9 protein-coding genes are annotated in these 17061 nt (G+C 40.4%); all 9 read right to left on the bottom strand.

The window, feature by feature from the left end:
• Nucleotides 1-329: sulfatase-like hydrolase/transferase (locus tag JIV24_RS20530; protein WP_200466959.1), on the bottom strand; the 329-nt coding region annotated here is incomplete at its 3' end.
• 47 nt (nucleotides 330-376) lie between these two features.
• The gene (locus JIV24_RS20525) at nucleotides 377-1888 is read right to left on the bottom strand and encodes a sulfatase family protein (RefSeq protein ID WP_200466958.1); all 1512 of its coding nucleotides are present in this window, start codon (nucleotides 1886-1888) and stop codon (nucleotides 377-379) included.
• A gap of 163 nt (nucleotides 1889-2051) precedes the next feature.
• Nucleotides 2052-3482, bottom strand: a complete 1431-nt coding sequence (locus JIV24_RS20520) for an arylsulfatase (RefSeq protein WP_200466957.1) — start codon at nucleotides 3480-3482, stop codon at nucleotides 2052-2054.
• Nucleotides 3483-3576: 94 nt separating this feature from the next.
• On the bottom strand, nucleotides 3577-4992 hold the full coding sequence (locus tag JIV24_RS20515) for a sulfatase (RefSeq protein ID WP_200466956.1): 1416 nt from the start codon (nucleotides 4990-4992) through the stop codon (nucleotides 3577-3579).
• Nucleotides 4993-5004: 12 nt separating this feature from the next.
• Nucleotides 5005-6432: a sulfatase gene (locus JIV24_RS20510; protein ID WP_200466955.1), complete on the bottom strand. Its 1428-nt coding sequence runs from the start codon at nucleotides 6430-6432 to the stop codon at nucleotides 5005-5007.
• A gap of 89 nt (nucleotides 6433-6521) precedes the next feature.
• A complete protein-coding gene (locus tag JIV24_RS20505) occupies nucleotides 6522-9998 on the bottom strand; it encodes a LamG-like jellyroll fold domain-containing protein (protein ID WP_200466954.1) in 3477 nt (1158 codons plus the stop codon).
• Nucleotides 9999-10243: 245 nt separating this feature from the next.
• On the bottom strand, nucleotides 10244-12028 hold the full coding sequence (locus tag JIV24_RS20500) for a RagB/SusD family nutrient uptake outer membrane protein (protein WP_200466953.1): 1785 nt from the start codon (nucleotides 12026-12028) through the stop codon (nucleotides 10244-10246).
• Between the two features lie 19 nt (nucleotides 12029-12047).
• Nucleotides 12048-15494: a SusC/RagA family TonB-linked outer membrane protein gene (locus tag JIV24_RS20495; protein ID WP_200466952.1), complete on the bottom strand. Its 3447-nt coding sequence runs from the start codon at nucleotides 15492-15494 to the stop codon at nucleotides 12048-12050.
• A gap of 160 nt (nucleotides 15495-15654) precedes the next feature.
• Nucleotides 15655-16662, bottom strand: a complete 1008-nt coding sequence (locus JIV24_RS20490; protein ID WP_200466951.1) for a FecR family protein — start codon at nucleotides 16660-16662, stop codon at nucleotides 15655-15657.
• Nucleotides 16663-17061: the final 399 nt, after the last annotated feature.

The following is a 17061-nucleotide window of genomic DNA, read 5'->3' as shown; positions in this document are numbered from 1 at the left end:
ATCTCATCTTCTAAGCCTGTTTTGGAGTGGGGGAAAAGCACATACAGTCCTTTACCTTCATTTACCCTGGGTGCATATCGCCCTGTCAACAAAGCGGCACGAGAGGGTGTACAGGTGCCGTGTGGAGCATAAAAATTGGTGAATTTCATCCCCATTTCGGCCAGGGCATCCAGATTGGGTGTATGGATATCTTTGGAGCCAAAACAGCTCAGGTCATCATAACCAACATCATCAGCCAAAATATGGATGATATTGGGTTTAGTATTGTTTTCTTGCGCTGACACTTGAAAACAGAGTAAAATCAGAAATAAAGAAAAGAGTTGTTTCATCGTCCAATTATTTTACATTGTTACTATCTTAATAAATAGGAATGGTCCTATTGAACACTAGTTCTGATAGCATTAAATTTTAGTTGCATTTGCTGAACTTTTTCAGGCATCTCATCAGCCAGATCGTTTTGTTGGCCTGGATCTTCCTTTACATTGTATAATTGTGGCTTAGATGAAAAGCCTGTTTCCATATCAACACCCCAGCTGATTTTCTTACCACCTTTATATGGAGGGATTAGTACCCAATCGCCTTCGCGGTAGGCCAACCTGCCTTGTAAACCTTCGGTAATGTGTTCACTACGTCCGGTTTTTGTTTTGCCGGTCAGTGTATTTAACAGGTTTTGGCTGTCAGGGCGCTTGTTTTCATTGTTTAACAGGGCTGCAATTGAAGCATACAGGTCAACCTGCGATATCAATGCATCTGATACGCCCGGCTTAATTTGTCCTTTCCAGCGGGCAAGGAAGGGTACATGCGTACCGGCATCGTATAAACTGTACTTACCACCTCTGAAATTACCCCAAGGTGTATGCTCGCCAATCAGTACATCTGATTGATCCTGATAGCCATCGTCTAACACCGGGCCATTATCACTAGAGAATATAACCAGTGTGTTTTCTGATAGTCCAAGTTCGTCTAGTGTTTTCAGGAACTCACTAACACACCAGTCGGCTTCCAAAATCGCATCGCCGCGTGGTCCCATACCTGAGCTTCCGGCAAATCGTTGGTTTGGCACACGTGGCACATGCGGTTGGTGTAAGGCATAAAACAAGAAAAACGGATTGTTCTTATTCTGACTTACAAATTGTTTTGCCTTATCCAGGAAGTTGTCAGCCATGGCTTCATCGACCCATAAAGCTGATTTTCCACCTTTCATGTAGCCAATCCGCGAGATACCGTTAGTGATACTGTTGTTGTGGCCATGACTAGGATGTATTTTTAATAGTTCAGGATTTTCCTTTCCGGTAGGCTCTCCTTCGAAGTTTTTATGGTAGCTAACCTCAATTGGGTCATTAACATCCAGGTTCACAATATTGCCGTTATCAACATAAACAGTTGGAACACGATCATTGGTGGCTGCCATAATGTAGGAGCGATCAAAGCCAACCTCATTAGCGCCCATTGTAATAGGAACGTTCCAGTTAATGTTACCGTCACCCAAACCTAAGTGCCATTTACCCACAACTGCAGTTGTGTAGCCATTGGCTTTTAGCAGTTTTGGAAGTGTATTGGCAGTGGTGTCAATTAATAGAGCCGAGTTGCCAGCTAATACTCTGGCACGCTCGTTTCGCCATGGGTATTCTCCGGTTAATAAACTGTATCGGCTTGGTGTACAGGTTGCAGCTGTTGCATATCCATTGGTGAAACGAATTCCTTCAGTCGCAATTCTATCAATGCCTGGAGTGTTGAGGGTACCTGCCTGGTAGCAGCTAACATCGCCAATGCCCAAATCGTCGGCATAGATGATTACAATATTGGGTTGAGTGGGTGTTTTTTGGGAACATCCTGAAAGAACAGTTAATAAAAATGCGCAACTGATTAGAAAAATAAACTTTTGCATAGTCCTTACTACTTATTTGAAACTTTAATAAAAGTACAAATTACTTTTATACGGTGAAAATACGTTTCTAATTTTAAAAACAAAACGAAATCGATATGACTTTCGTTATATTTTCATTTATTACTGATAATTAGCAAATGAAAATATAACAAATTAGTCAAATCTAAAATTTGAATATATCAGATTCAACTCTGCAAGTACTGAAAATAGTCTTCACTTTATTGACAATTTCAGGATGTTCGTCTGCTACATTATTAGTTTCTCCCAGGTCAACCGAAAGATCGTAAAGCTCAATAGGCGCATCCGGATTTTTAGAGATACCATACTGAACGGCTTTCCAGTTGCCCATTCTTAATGCTTTACGGCCACCCCAAACATGAAATTCCCAATACAGGAATTCGTGTTGTTCCTGCTCACCTTCACCGGTTAAGGTAGGCAGCATCGAAATACCATCGATTCCTTCCGGAGCTTTTTGACCTGTGATATCTGCAAATGTTGGCATCATATCCCAAAAGGCAGATATTAAATCAGATGTGGTTCCTTCGGCAATAACACCCGGCCAGCTGGCAATGAACGGCACACGGATACCTCCTTCGTATAAATCTCTTTTGTAGCCTTTGAACGGGCCGTTGCTGTTAAAATAGTCTGGTTGCGCACCGCCTTCAACGTGCGGGCCATTGTCTGATGTGAAAATGATAATGGTATTATCAGCTAAACCTAAGTCTTCTACTTTTTGCACAATCTCACCAACCTGATCATCCAAAAGTGTAATCATAGCAGCGAAAGCTGCATGCGATTCAGCTTGTGAGCCATAAGGTCCTTTTCGGAATCGGGGACCATCATCCACACCTTTGTAAGAATGTTCGGGAGCAAACTTTCCTCGGAAACGTTCCATGTATTCTTCCGGTGCAAATAACTCGGCATGTGGAATGATGGAAGGCACATACAAAAAGAATGGCTCATCTTTATGGTCATCAATAAACTGAAGTGTTTTATCGTGAATCAGATTTGGAGCGTAAATGCCCGTTTGTTTACCAGCATTGGCTCCAAGAACAAGGCTATCCTGATTGGAGCGTAAGAAATAAGGATAGTAATGGTGACCCAGCATCTGGCAGTTGTAACCAAAAAAGGTATCGAAGCCCTGGTTGTTGGCATCGCCTTCTGAGCCTGGGTAACCCAATCCCCATTTTCCAAAAGCACCTGTGGCGTACCCCGCTTGCTTAAATAACTCCGCAACGGTAACTGCATCACCTTTTAATGGGTGCTGACCTTCGGGCTGCCGCTCTCTGTTACCACGGATATACGTGTGGCCAGTGTGCTGACCTGTCATTAATGCACTGCGCGAAGGCGCACAAACGGTGCTGCCAGAGTAGTGTTGAGTAAAACGCATGCCGCGTTCGGCCAGCTTATCGATGTTTGGCGTTGTAAATTTGGTTTGTCCATAGCAGCTTAAATCACCATATCCCAAATCATCGGCCAGGATATAAATAATGTTGGGCTGTTGAGGTTTTTTAGTCTTTTGCTCACAGCTGATGAATATGGCACCAACAGCAAGAACTGCTAATGCAGTTTTAAAGTAACGATGTAGTTTCACTGTTTATGTATTTAGTATTTTAGTCTATAAATTACTCTGTTCCTATATAATAATATATGTCATTTACTTGTTTATCTGTATGATAAAGAACATTCTATCTCTTCTTCAATGAATTAACGTAGCTTTGATCATAGCGCTGCCTTGAATGCTCTTTCCATTTAGGATCAGATTCCCATATTGGTGCCTGTAGCTCCTCTTGCCAACGGTTAAAATCATCTAATAACTCCTTAGTTTTAAGCGGATATTCCTCAGCTAAATCAGTTTGTTCAGAAATATCGGTATCAAGGTTGTACAGGCAAGGAGCTTTATCATCAAACCATATAAGTTTCCAGTCTCCTTTTCGTATGGCTCCATGATGCTGTAAGCGCCAGTATAAAACTGAATGCGGAATGTGATTACTTTTTTGTGTAATATATGGTAATAGGTTAACACCGTCATATTCTCTATCAGATGGGCATTTGCCCCTTGCAACGGCTATTGAAGTAGGTAAAATATCCAACGTGATAACAGGTTGATTATACTTGGTGCCTGCTGGAATCACGTCCGGCCACTGCGCCAGAAAAGGTACATGAATTCCCCCTTCGAGAAAGGTGCCTTTGGTTCCTGAGAATGGATCATTACAGGAGGCATTGTAAGGCATGGCTCCACCATTATCATTGGTGAAGAAAACCAAGGTATTGTCGTCCAAATCCAGTTGTTTTAATTTAGTCATCACCTTTCCAACATTGTCGTCCAGTGATCGTGTCATAGCGGCGTTAACTGCCCGTTGCTCTGTTTCGAATAAGCTTTTAGCCTCTGTCAGGTAATCAGGACGAGCGTGCATTGGCGTATGAGGCGCATTAAAGGATACATACAGGAAAAAAGGATGATCTTTGTTTTCATCTATAAAATTGCATGCCTCGTCACCAAAGGCATCGGTCAAATAAGGCAAAGCTTTATAGTTGACTTGTTCAAAATTTCGAATGATTGAGCTGGCCTTACCTGCGTGATAAGCCGAGCTGCCACCTAGCATGCCAAAGAAGTAATCGAAACCGCGATTACAAGGATGAAACTGTTGTTTTTCACCTAAATGCCATTTACCTATCATTCCGGTACGATAGCCGCTTTGTTTCATTAAATCGGCAATGGTTAATTCTCCAATGGGCAGACCTAATAGCTCTTCATCAACTTTTGTATAGTTACCTCCCAGGTTGCATTCATGTCCGAAACGCTGCTGATAGCGTCCGGTCATTAAACCTGCTCTGGAGGGACTGCATACAGGTCCACTCACATACCCATTAGTAAATGTGATTCCATTTTTAGCGATGGCATCTATATTAGGGGTTTTGATAAGCTGATTCCCATTCATGCTAAAATCGGCATAACCTGCGTCATCAGAAAATAGGATAATCACATTAGGCCGTTTGTTTTCAGCTGTATTTTGTTTGTGTTGACTAGCTCCACACCCCATCATTATTCCTGAAAAAGTCAGGATTGATAAGGTTTGTGTGATAAAATTTTTAAATTTCATTAAATATCATATTTACTTTGGTACATATTGGGGATTCAATTCACTAGGAACAGGCGCCTTGGTCTCTTCGCGCCATTGTTTCAGCAAGCTATGTAACTGTTTTGTTTTCCTTGGGTACTTCTCCGCCAGATTATCAGTCTCTCCCAGGTCTTCATTTAGATTGTAGAGTTCCAGAGCACCATTTTCAAAATACTCATGTAACTTCCATTTTCCAAGACGCATGGCCGAACCGGGTCGGGTTCGGAACAAGGGGTCTCTGGACTGATCCTTTTGAGGATCATAAGCCTGCAAATAGATTGGAAAGTGCCAATAAAGCGCTTTTCTTTCCAGTTTTTTTCCATCCTTAACCAATGGTAATAACGATTCCCCATCCAGAATCGGCTTTACATCTTGACTAATTCCTGCAGCTTCCATTAGAGTGGGGTAAAAATCAATACCCGAAACTGGCACATCAATTGTTTTGCCACCGGGGAATTGGGCGGGCCAACTCACAATGAGTGGTTCACGAATCCCCCCTTCGTAATATGATCCTTTGCCTGCCCTAAGCGGATTTTGTGATGAAAATTTGGAGATACCACCATTATCCGAAAAGAATATAACCAATGTGTTTTCCCTTATACCAAATTCTGTTAATGCTTCCATCAGTCGACCTACATTCTGATCTGCACTTTCAACCATGGCGGCATATACTGCATGATTTTGTCCTTCGCAGTCCTCTTTATGTCTATACTTTTCAATTGAAGCCTCTTTTCCCTGTAATGGTGTATGCACCGTGAAATAGGGTAAATAGAGGAAAAATGGTCTGCCGGTTTTATGAGGTGCATTTTCTTTCAAGAAATGGATGGCTTCAGAAGTTAACCTGTCAGTCAGGTACTCTCCCTCAGGACCATCTTCCAACTTTGGATTTTTATATGGACTAAAATAGCTCTTCGGGTGACCTTCGTGCGATCCGGCAATATTCAAGTTAAACCCCTGTTGACACGGATCGTCACCCAAATGCCATTTACCAATGTGGGCTGTTTGATAACCTGCTTTCTGTAGGGTTTCTGCCAAGGTTATAATGCTATCTGCTAAGGTTGTGGTGTTTGGTATAGGTATTAGCTTACGATCTTCTGCTCGGCCTCTTTCTGATGAGCCGACGGTATAAATTCCATGTCTGGAAGGATATTGACCCGACATGATGCAAGCCCTGCTTGGAGCACAGTTTGCCGCAGGAGCATAAGCATTCGTAAAAACCACTCCATCATTGGCTAATTGATCAATGTGAGGTGTCTCGTAAAAACAGCTCCCCATGTATCCAACATCCTTCCATCCCAAATCGTCAATGAGGATAAAAAGAATATTGGGAGGTTGCTTCGCTTCCTGTTTTTGCTTTCCGAAACTATGAGCACATCCTATTAGCAGGAATAGCATAGAAAATATGAACTTTTTCGCATCCATTCAACATTAATTAAATCTAAATTGAGCAGGGCTGTATTGTGCATTTTGAATGCCATACATTCCTGCTCAATGTTATTGTTTCTACAATATTAATTTGTGATTAGAATCTTCTTGGTTTGAATTCTTTTTTCTCCATAAATGGCTACAATATAAATTCCAGATTGACGGAATGAAATTGTTTTCGAACCCACAGGCATATCAAAGCTATTGACACATTTACCAGTAATATCAAAGATTTTAATAGGTGTTTGTTTTCCGCGATTTTCAATATTTAGATTCAATTGATCACCAGTGAGTTTAATATGGTCACCGATGATTTCTTCAAAACCAAGAGCAGTACCATATAAGTTATTGACTTCTTCTGCAGTCAATGCTCGATCCCAAAAATGTAAATCATCTATTTGACCGATGAAAGTTCGGTTCTCATTTTGGATATCGTATCCAATACGCATATCTACACCTGGAGATGTATTCACCGCCTGACCATTTGTTGCAGATACTAAATCAGCTTGTCCATCAATGTAGAATTTAACATTCCCAACATTACCTGTTCCATCATAGGTCACAGCCACATGGTGCCAGTTCCCATCATTTACGACTGTTCCTGTTCCAATGGCATATCCGGCTTCAACTTCCAAGCGCAACTGACCACTGCTATTAACCAGAAAAACAAACTTACTTGCTGCAGCTTTCGTTCCCATGGAAGTGAATACGCGCTCTGAGGCTGTTGTTTTCACACACAATGAAATGGTACGAGGAGCAGACCCTTCCCAGCCTTTATGATTGGTAACAACAGAGTAGGTTTGATTAAAGTTAGCCACCATGCCTCTTTCAGCATCATTAATAAAGGCGATACCATTATCTTCTGTTGCATTCCAGCCATTGCCGGTAATGTCATTGGCATTGCCATTAAAGTCATATGCGGCATCCAATTTAATAACAACCGGCTCCTGCACTTCAATAAAAGAAGGGAAGGTTTGCGAGCTACTGCCATTGGCATCGGTAACAGTTAATGCTACATCATAAGTACCAACTATGTTATACTCAATCACCGGATTTTCTTCAGTGGATGAGGCTGGTGTACCTCCAGGGAAAGACCAGCTAAATGCAGCACCGGAAGCACAAACGGAATGATCTACAAACTTCACGGACCCCAGGTCGTTCACTTTTTGCGCAGTAATCGGGTGAGCAATAGGAGTTGATGCTTCGTAAACATCGCCCTCAAAAATTGAGCGTAAAGAACCAATGGTTATTTTACCTTCAGCATATTTAAAACGGATATGTGTAACTGGGGTAGCTGCTGGTAAACCATTGCTAAAATTAACCCACTCTGTCATGGTGTTATTTCTATACCAAATTCCTGCCGAATTACCAATGTAAACACCGCCGTCGGTTCCTAACTGATGAGCAAGGGACAGCACTTCATAAGAAGGTAAGTTACCATCTGGGCCTGAATAATCTGCCCAGGTTGCACCACCATCCAAGGACTTCAATACTTTAACATCACTTTGTTTACCTTGAATGGAACACCAGATGACATTGGCATCTTTACCATCTGTCGATACGTTACCTAGTGAATAGCCTTGGGTTATCTCAGTCGGTGGCGTCCGGTCTTCCCAATTTAGGCCACCGTCTTCAGTCCGCCATAATTTGTTGTTTTGCTCTACCACATACAAAATATCAGCACTTTCATAGGATGGGTGGATATTGGTCAGTTTATTGGTAAATGTATAAAGTACACTCCATTCCTTTAATGCATCTTCGTCGATACTCTTTTTAAAGATATTATCAGTATGCGTAAAATTCTCCCCATAGTAGAAATGATTCAACATCTCATTTTGCTTATAGCCTTTGGGGGTATTGACCGGCATTAGCGCAGTTTGCGCCTGTGTATTTCGGTCTGTTGAACGAATTACCCGGCGACCTCCATAGGAGTTGCCATACATGTACCTATCGTCTCCATAATTTATATAGGTTGAACTTGCATCAGCTCCCATAATGTTATACCATCCTCCCTGATAGGTATTATCATCACGCATAATAATCTGACCATGGTACAAGCCTGCATTCATGATGTCATTCTTCCAGCTGCGGTCTACACCCCATATTTGCTGGGCAGCAAATCCGCCAAAACTCTTATCCTGAAGATTCGCCATTTTATCAGAAGACAATCCAATGCCTCCATCAGTACCTATCCAGGTGTTGTTATCATATATTTCAGCACATTGAAAATCCATATGGTACATTGTATTACCTGTAGATGCACGATTGACATAGCTCCAGGTATAACCTCCATCTGTCGATTTCCATACATTAATGGTTCCTGCAATCATGTAATCCGGATCTGTTTCTGACACAGCAAACGCCATATCCCAACTTAACTGTCCCACCTCACTAGCCAGTCCATTTGTAGCACGGGCTAAAAAGTTAGGCTTACCAGATACACCAGGTACCGCCTGATATATATTGATAAAAGAATCTCCTGCATCCGTCGATTTAAAGACGCCATACACCCCTTGTTCTGTTCCCTGTTTACCACCCGATACAATCCAAACGGCATCAGCTGCAGCTGCACTTACTTCAATTAAACTTCTTTTCATTTCATGTCCGGCTATTGGTTCAGGATAACCATTTGTAACTGAAGTCCAGTTGTTACCACCATCTGAAGTTTTATAAAAAGCAGTCCATGTTCCTTCTTGTACAGTAGCATAGGCTATGTTTGAATTAGTTGGATGAAACTCTACATCATATACGTGAGAAGAAAACTTTTGCGACCACGTATCCCCGCCATCGGCGCTCACCCATAATCCACTTTTTGAGGTATATAGTACTTTGCTTGCATTGTCATGTGCCACAGCAATAGCTGTTGGCTGGCTACCGTTTGGATAATTAATTCGATCATCCATAGCAGTAAAGTTCCAGGTCAATCCGCCGTCAACCGACTTAATAACACCTTCCTGGCAAGCAGCATAGGCAATGTTGTTATCAGAAGGGGACATGCAAACTCCGGTTACGGTACTCACTAATAAATCCTTTGTTACATTGGTCCAATTATCACCACTATTAGTAGAGAACCATACTCCGCCGGATATGCATCCCATTAATACTTTTGAAGGATTTCCCGGAGCTTGTTGAATACAGCGAACAACTCCCTGTGTATTAGTACGGTAATTCGCTTCCATGTCGAATGTAAACGGACCAATTTGCTCCCAATTACCGGTATTGCCGCCGACTTTCAGGTTTATTTGCTTTTTCGTTAGAATTTGGAGGTCTTGTGGATTCGACTGAATGGTTAGTAAGTTTCCCTGGGCATCGTAATTACCACTTACAGCCCTGGTCCAGCGTATATATTCTCTAACGGCATCTGTTTTTACATATTCATGCGTCTTGAAATAGTCTTCAAAGGCAGTCGTAATGGTAAAATAATTAGGAGCATCTGATTTAAGTTGAAGATACCAATCTGAAAGTTGATGTTGCTTTAGTTGTTCATGGACACCTTGTCCACTAATAATTCCTATGTTAAGGAGTAAGCTTAATAGTATACTAAGGGTAATCTTTTTTTTCATCGGTTTTGGCTTTTTGTTGCAAGTTGCAGTTACTTAACCGAGTATTCTTTTTAATAGAATAATCGGATGAATTACTTGAATTGTATCTGTTAGTGGAGGGTTTGATTAACAAGTATAACTGACTCCTCTTTGGGAGAGGAGTCAGCTATGGAGATATTTATTGGATAGTAATTTCTTCCCAACCGACAATATAGCAGGTTGGTTGAAGTATTAGAAATACAATCCTTAAGTCATTATCAGATTTCTTATTCTGCTCTTTTCCAACTTGGGTTCTGAACCAGTTTTTCGTTCAAAGCCAATTCTTCCAATGGAATTGGATATAGGTAGTAGTGCTCTGGGAATCCTGGAGGTACGCCCCATGGAGAAACAAAACCAACAGAAGCGCCACCCTGAATAGGTAGTTTGTTGCCGAAGTTGGCATTATTGACATACCTGCCTAATTTTTCAAGCGCTCCATACTCATGGGCTTTTCTCCATCTTCTAATATCATCAAAACGGAAACCTTCACCCATTAATTCAACTGCACGTTCTCTTCTGATTTCCCATAGTACACGGTCTACATCAGCATCACGTGTTGGGTCATCAACAAAATTGTTAATATCCAATGCCGCAACTTTTCCACGGGCACGCAATTTATTAACAGTTAAATCGGCAGTAGCCTGATCAAATTCTCCCAACTCAAACTTTGCTTCGGCCAGGTTAACCAATACCTCACCCATGCGGAATACCGGAAAATCAGTGTATTCCTTGTTTTGAATTCCGGTATGAAATTCATTGTAATACTTATGAAAGCGGTAGCCAGTATAGCTCACCATAAAACCTTGGCCCTTATTACTCTTGCGATAATGGGGCTCTTGCTTTAGGATGATACCCTGCCAGTTACTTAGTGGCAATGGCTTATGATTGGCATCCGACAAAGTGTTCATCAAATCGATGTACTCACGATGTTTTGGATCCGGATCGTATTCCCAGGTCTTTTGACCAGTTGGCACAACCTGATATGGTGGAGGAGTCATATAATACAATCGCTCATCGCGGTTTCTGAATTCAGCGTATGGATCCTCTGGTTCATTTACATCGCCTTCAAACAGGGCACTTGTCCATATGGTTTCACCATCCTTGCATAAAAATTTGTCAATACCGCGTTTGGTAATATCCCAGTTTCCAGCCGAGTTACGTTGGCGTGATGTGTGCATGTGCGTCATTACATCAAATTCATAGGCTTTATAAAGAAGAATGCCATTCGTTCCATTCAAATTAGTACTATTAAACACCTGATCGTAATTGCCATGCAAATTAGGAAATGACTGGGCAAGTGCCATACCGGCATCCACACTGGCACGTAGGTATTTAGTTTCATCACCCAATGAGTGATACTTGCGCCATGTACCTTCAAACAGTCCAAAACGTGATATTAAAGCGCGTACAACGCTCTGGTCAACCACATTATCGCCTTCAGTACGGATGTTTGCTTCCGCATATTTAAGATCTGATAAGATATTAGCACTAATCTCGTCGCGCGGTGTTTTTGGGCCGTATAAAATGTCTAAGTCTTTTTCATTAACCAGCTCATCCAAATAGATGAACTCACCATATTTTATCAACAACTGAAAATGCTCCCAGGCTCTGAAAAAGTAACCTACACTACGCCAGTGCTTCTGTCCTTCCTCATCTAATTGGCTGCTTTCAATGCTACTCAACATGATGTTAACACGGCGAATTCTGGCATAGGGATCGGTCCAGCTTCCAGCATTATTTGGTTCAACAACATTTTGCCATAAATAAGGTTGCCCAATACTCCCTGCTCCTTTAAGCATCAAGTCTCCATTCCACTCATTATCGGTTGGAGTACGACCAAAGCCAGGAAAGGTGTTGTAAAATCCCCAACAGTAGGTTTCAAAATTGGCATCTGTGGTAAATGTAGTTGGCTCTGAGAGCTGATCAAGCGGAGCTTTATCTAAGAAATCATCGTTACACCCTGCTAATAGCAGGACGATACAAACAGATAATACACTATATATTTTTTTCATTTCTGTAGCTTTTATAAAATTAAAAAGTAACATTTAAACCAACATTAAAGCTTCTTATCAATGGATAGTATAAGCCTTCGCTTTTAGCTTGTAACTCAGTATCTATACCATCAGGCATGTTATCAAAACTATGCAGGTTTTCACCTGAGACATAAAGTCTGAATTTATCAATATTCAATTTGCTAAGTATAGACTTTGGCAAAGTATATCCAAGTGTTATGTTTTTAACACGTAAGAAAGAGCCATCAATCAAATACCTGGTTTGCGTTATTCTACTATTACCATAGTTAACACCTCCCAGATCATAGTTTCTTGGAAAGTAAGCATCGGTATTCTCTGGTGTCCAATAATCCATCTGTTCTTTATGCATGGTATTAAATTCACCGGTATAAGGGAATCGAATATTGTTATTGATATACAAATCACGTTTACCAACACCGTTTAGAATAAATGAAAAGTCAAAGTTTTTGTAGGATGCATTACCGAAAATACCATACTGGTAACGACGCTTGTTATTACCTATAACCTTACGGTCTCCCGGATCGCTTAGTGTGCTGCTTCCCGGACTGATTTCTCCATCACCATTCAGGTCTTTGTACATCATGTCACCCGGATTTGGATTACGACCAATAAATGCAGGAACACCTTCGTTTAAGGTTCCTCCTGTTAAATTATCATTTAAGCTTCCTTCAACAAAATCATCAACCGTATAAAAGCGGTCACTTTCATAACCCCAAATTTCACCTAAAATTTGTCCTTCGTAATAGGTTCTAATTAGCCCGGCAGGATTATCAAATCTTGTGATCTCTGCTTTATTGTCAAATAGTGTGAAACCTACGTTATATTTGAATTCATTGATGCGATCATTCCATGACATCTCTAGTTCCCAACCGCGTGACTCCAAATCTGCTGCATTGGCAGGCGGAGCAACTGTACCAAGTACATCCGGCACCTTAACGGCAGCCGTAATCATGCCTAGTGTTTTTCTGTTAAAAACATCGAAAGAAGTGCTCAATCTGTTATTAAGCAATTTTACATCTAATCCAAAGTTAAGCGTTTGAACCGTTTCCCAGGTAAAAGTCTGACTTACTAATCTAGGTGGGTTAACCGTATTGTATCTTAAGCCCGAATCAGGATTGATCCAATTGGCATTTGTGATAGGCATACCTGGTATGGATAAGTAATTACCATTAACCTCCTGATTACCTATTTCTCCCCATGAAGCCCTCAGCTTCAGATGCGAAATGGTTTCGAAGTTTGACATAAAGTTTTCCCTTGCCATATTCCAACCCACTGAAAAAGATGGAAAGAAACCATACTTCTCACGTGCTGCGAATTTAGAGGATCCATCGTAGCGTCCGTTGGCCTCAACAAAGTATTTCTCTTTATAGTTGTAATTGATACGTCCAAAGTAACCCAATACAGCCCATTCGCCAAAACTGTCGTCGGCAGTAATCGTTCCGGTAGCTGTTGATAAGGCTGGTAAGTCTGCATTTAAAAGCTCTGCTTTTCTGGCCCAAAAGTTCTCAGAATGAAACTCTTCTTTGTTGATACCAGCTAAGGCGTTAAAATGATGATCGCCAATTTGCTTCTTATATTTAGCATAGAAGTTACTTGCGTTATAGGTCCTTTGTGTATTCGATTTGCGATAAAAAGTACTCTCAGAATTTCCTTCTTTTAAGGTATATCGGTTAGCATCCACAAAGTCCAACTGCTCATCCATACTGTAGTTGTTCTGATTCTTTGATTCATAGGTGTATTCTCCTGTCAAAATCAAATCTTTGAACGGCTCATATTCTAATTTGCCTAATAAACGCATGTTACCTTGTGTCTCTTCATTTGGCTGCTGCAATTTTGCCAGATTGGAAGGAGCATCATAAGGCACAGAAGTTCCATCCTCAAAAATATGGTTTCCTGATGCCGGTGTCCACGGTTTGGCTGTAACAGCATTGTAATAGTTCGTGCGTGGTGTTAGTTTTGAACTGTTACGATAGGCAATATTAACAGAGGCCTTTAAATTGTCAGTTAAGTCAGTGCTTAAATAGGTGGCAAAGTTGTACTTGGTATAGCGATCGTTTTCAGACACCATGATACCATTTTCATCACTGTAACCTAGTGATACGCGATATTGAGATTTTTTTCCACCTCCACTAAAATTGAAGTTGTGAATTTGTGAAAATGATCCCTGGCCAATTAACTCATCTATAGTTCCTGTATTGGTCAAAGGATATCTTACACCATACTCGTCAGTGGCATAGCCTTCAGGATAAAGTCCTTTGTCATTCTTATATTCTTCCAGAAAGTTAACCCAGGTAGGGATATCCTGGTTGGTCCAATACGAAGTTACTCCCCAGTCATTCATTGCATTAACAAAGTTATAGGTCGATTCCTTTTCGGCGATATCAGTGGCCGTACCAAAACTAAAGGTATTGGAATAGTTAAACTTCACCGGCTGGTCTTTTCCTCCTTTTTTGGTGGTAATCAAGATAACTCCGAAGGCAGCCCGGGCGCCATAAATAGAAGATGCAGCCGCATCCTTAAGTACGGTAATTGACTCTACATCCTGAGGATTGACATCTTCAGATGATACCGGTACGTTATCCATTAAAATTAATGCACTACCTCCATTGATGGAAGTGGTTCCCCTGATGTTAATACTTGTAGTAGCACCTGGTTCTCCGGATGGTACTGTAATTTGCATTCCGGGTACCGTTCCCTGAATGGCTTGCATAGTATTGGTCACGGGTCTGTTACCAAGTACATCATCCATGTCAACAGTTGTTGTTGCACCTGTTACATTGGATTTTTTCTGTGTCCCGAAACCTACTACAACCACTTCATCTAAACCTGTAGTTTCTTCCATAAGAGTAATATCAATCGAAGAACGACCGGCTATTTTGATTTCCTGGTTTTCAAATCCGATGAATGTGAATAGAACGGTTGCATCCTGATTTTCGGTGGTTATAGAGTAGGAGCCGTCAATGCCTGTAATTGAACCATTTGTGGTGCCTTTTTCAAGTACTGTTACACCAGGCAGTGCTTCGCCTGAAGCGTCCCTAACAACACCTGTAACGGTTATTTTTGTTTGTTGTTGGGCTTCATTAGAATGGGCATGACTGGGTTCCGTCAGGATAATGCTTTGATCAATAATCTTGTAATCAACCGTGTTGCTATCCAGGATTTTAGATAGTACATCCTCAATTGTTGCATTTTCCAGTTCCATAGATACGTGTTCCGACAAATCAATTCTTTCGTTGTGGTAGAAGAATTTATAATCAGATTCTTTTTCAATTGTTTCAAGTGCTTTTTCGAGGGATACATTTTTCAGATGAATGCTCACCCTACTTTTCTGTGAGTAGGCAGAAGAAAAAGCGTTAATGGTAAAAACCAGTAGAAGTAATACTGTCAGCTTCATGACTAGTAATGATTTAAACAGGACATACCTGTCCGGTGAATTTTTTTTCATATTTTTGAAATATTAAAGTGTTTTGCGCCAGTAGCAGGCTATAACATTTTATGGAACATGTTGGAGCATGTTCAGTAACGAGGGAATGTTGGAGCATTCCCTTTTTTGTTTTTCAATTTCTTGGTCTATCTCATATTCTGATTTTTTATTGCATTAAAATTTAGTTTCTATAAATTGTTATTTGTTCATCCTTTATGTCATAGTCTATTTTAAATGGGGAGGTCATAACCAATCTTTGCAGCACGATATCGATGTATTCGTTTTTAGCAAATTGACCGGTATACTTCTCTTTGGCTAGCAGTTGATCTTCTATTATCACTTTCATTCCGTACATACGCTCAATGTGTTTAGCGATTTCATCGAGAGGTTGATTCTTGAATTTGTACATGTTATTCAACCAGTCGATTTTTTGAGCTGCTGTTGGGACTGTTACAATTTCAGTACTATTGTCTCTTGCTACACGAATCATTTCATTAGGTTTAATAATGTACTCTGCTCCTGTATTTAAAAGAATACCTACTTTACCTTTAATTAGGGTTGTTTCTGTATAGCTGTCTTCACTATAGCCATCCACATTAAATTCAGTACCATATACCTTAATGTTTATATTATTTACTTCAACATAGAATGGCAGGTCTGGATTATGTGCTACTTTGAAATATGCTTCCCCGCTTAGTCTTACCCTTCTTTCATTATTCTTACCCATTGACAGGCTTGTAAGTCTTGAACCACTATTGAGAGTTACCTGGCTTCCGTCATTAAGGGTAATTGTTCCTGTTTGACCTAAAGGGATATCAGCTATAAAAGATTGATCTTGAATATTATTGAAATTGTAATCATAAATTAACCAGGTGCTTATGACGGCGACCAGTATAATAGCTGCATATTTAGTGGCTTGTATAAGGTGCCGTTTAAACAAAGATTGGTTTTTATCTGATTGCTGCTGATCAATCCATAAACTGTATTTTGCCCAAGCTTCATTAACATGAAAGCGCTTCTTTTCCTCTTCCGCATCAAGTGAATGCCAGATTTCGCGTATTTCATCGAAGATTATCTGGTTTGTTTCATTCTCCGCCAACCATTTGTTTAAATTTGAAAGGGTTTGGCTGTCTCTGTTGCCATTCAAGTAACGGGCTATATGATTGATTTTATCTTTTTCTTCGGACATTGTATTGTATTTTAACTCTAAGACACTAGCGAAACAATTTACCGCCACATGAAAATTAAATTATTTTAATATTTTATTTCAAAATTTAGTATTGAGAGGCGTAATTGGTACTAATTCAATGAGATGCGGTTGATTATTAATTTCAATATAAAGGCTTGTGGTGATGTTTTGAGACCTTTGCAAAAATAGTTGAAAGTAGATCTTTTTGTTTTTATGACCATTTCCACCTTTCTATTTAACTATAATATCAGAAGTTATTCATTTTTCATTCGCTTTTTAGTTGTTTTAGTGAGTTTAACGGCTCACTTCCCTCTTAATTTTGGTGACAACTCAGGTTCTCCAAAGCGCTTTTTCAAAATCATAATTTTTTCACGAGAGTGTGAATAAAATTACACCTAT

The sequence above is a fragment of the Carboxylicivirga marina genome, assembly GCF_016612505.1.
GTDB lineage: Bacteria > Bacteroidota > Bacteroidia > Bacteroidales > Marinilabiliaceae > Carboxylicivirga > Carboxylicivirga marina.
This window is presented reverse-complemented; position numbering and strand designations above follow the sequence as displayed.

Excerpts from the sequence above, each read along its gene's own strand:
- JIV24_RS20525 (WP_200466958.1), bottom strand. The coding sequence starts at position 1,888 with ATGCAAAAGTTTATTTTTCTAATCAGTTGCGCATTTTTATTAACTGTT.
- JIV24_RS20515 (WP_200466956.1), bottom strand. The coding sequence starts at position 4,992 with ATGAAATTTAAAAATTTTATCACACAAACCTTATCAATCCTGACTTTT.
- JIV24_RS20510 (WP_200466955.1), bottom strand. The coding sequence starts at position 6,432 with ATGGATGCGAAAAAGTTCATATTTTCTATGCTATTCCTGCTAATAGGA.
- JIV24_RS20505 (WP_200466954.1), bottom strand. The coding sequence starts at position 9,998 with ATGAAAAAAAAGATTACCCTTAGTATACTATTAAGCTTACTCCTTAAC.
- JIV24_RS20500 (WP_200466953.1), bottom strand. The coding sequence starts at position 12,028 with ATGAAAAAAATATATAGTGTATTATCTGTTTGTATCGTCCTGCTATTA.
- JIV24_RS20495 (WP_200466952.1), bottom strand. The coding sequence starts at position 15,494 with ATGAAAAAAAATTCACCGGACAGGTATGTCCTGTTTAAATCATTACTA.
- JIV24_RS20490 (WP_200466951.1), bottom strand. The coding sequence starts at position 16,662 with ATGTCCGAAGAAAAAGATAAAATCAATCATATAGCCCGTTACTTGAAT.